At 62.2% G+C, this 1203-nt stretch carries 3 protein-coding genes; all 3 read right to left on the bottom strand.

Annotated features, from left to right (window positions below; translation table 11 throughout):
* The coding region (locus EN906_RS34645; protein ID WP_206529265.1) for a 3-methyl-2-oxobutanoate hydroxymethyltransferase at window positions 1-424 on the bottom strand (424 nt) is incomplete at its 3' end.
* Window positions 425-458: 34 nt separating this feature from the next.
* Window positions 459-773 carry a MocE family 2Fe-2S type ferredoxin gene (locus EN906_RS34640; RefSeq protein WP_013530832.1) on the bottom strand — a complete coding sequence of 105 codons (315 nt, stop codon included), beginning with the start codon at window positions 771-773 and terminating at the stop codon, window positions 459-461.
* A gap of 11 nt (window positions 774-784) precedes the next feature.
* Window positions 785-1203: fatty acid desaturase (locus EN906_RS34635; protein WP_206529264.1), on the bottom strand; the 419-nt coding region annotated here is incomplete at its 5' end.

The following is a 1203-nucleotide window of genomic DNA, read 5'->3' as shown; positions in this document are numbered from 1 at the left end:
CCTCCATGGCGGTGTCGGCGGTCTTGCCTACCGCCTTGAAGCCGCCGGTCCAGGTGGCCCGTGACGGGATCAGCCCGACATGGCCGATCACCGGGATATTGTCATCGGCCATCCGCTTGATCGTGGCGTAGCCGGCGCTGCAATAGACCGCGTCGGCGCCGGCCTTGTAGAGCCGGAAAGCCCAGCGCACGAAATCGTCCGCCGTTCCGATCTCGTAGAAATTGTCGCCCGGCATGGTGAACAGGCTGGGTGCGGCGTCCCGGTATTGCGGGTTGAGCACCAGTTCGGGCGGCACCGAGACGATGTCGACCCCTGCGCGCTCCGCGGCCTCGGCCTCGTCCATCGTCAGCACGCGCAGCATGGTCAGCTGTCGCTTGCCCTTCATGGCGCGCAAATCCGCCACCGTCGGTCTTTTTCGGCTCATCAAATGGGTTCCCTCAGTTGCATTCGGCGGCAGGTCAGCCGATCTGGATCATCACTTTGCCAGCCTCGACCTTCACTGGATAGGTGGCGAGATTGACGCATACCGGTGCGCCTCGGGCCACACCCGTCTTGTAGTTGAAGCGGCCATTGTGCTTGGGGCATTCGATGATGTCGTCCATCACCAGCCCATCGGCCAGATGCGCCTTCTCATGCGTGCAGTACCCGTCGGTTGCGAAATACTCGTCATCGGGACTGCGATAGATGGCGAAGGTACGCCCGCCATGATCGAAGCGGATGACATCCTCTTCCTCGACATCGTCGACGCCACACGCTTCAACCCAGTCGGCCATCTGCCTCTCCCCTATTCCGCCGCTGCCGGAACGGTCAGCGCATGGAACTCGTCCCGATACGGCCGCGCCGTCGGCGGCAGCTCGCGCTTGAGGAAATAGTCCTCGTACTGAAGCTGCTTCAGCAGCACCGGCCAGACCTCGCGATAGGCATGCCACATCGAAGGGTTCGGCTCGGGCAGATCGTGCTTGATCAATTCATGCAGCCTCGGCAGCGCGTGATACGGCACCATCGGGAACATGTGATGTTCGACATGGTAGTTCATGTTCCAGTAGATGAAGCGGCTGATCGGGTTCATGTAGACGGTGCGCGTGTTCAGCCGGTGGTCGGTGACATTATCGGCCAGGCCGATATGCTGCAGCAGGCCGGTCAGCACCATGTGCCAGCTGCCGTAGAGGCGCGGCAGGCCGATAAGCACCAGCGGCAGGAACG

It is taken from the genome of Mesorhizobium sp. M7A.F.Ca.CA.004.06.1.1, from assembly GCF_003999135.1.
In the GTDB taxonomy this organism is placed as follows: domain Bacteria; phylum Pseudomonadota; class Alphaproteobacteria; order Rhizobiales; family Rhizobiaceae; genus Mesorhizobium.
Note: the sequence above shows the minus strand (reverse complement) of the source record. Positions and strands in the feature narration are given on the sequence as shown.

What these genes read in the sequence shown, in the direction of transcription:
- EN906_RS34640 (WP_013530832.1), bottom strand. Translation starts at nt 773, where the DNA reads ATGGCCGACTGGGTTGAAGCGTGTGGCGTCGACGATGTCGAGGAAGAG.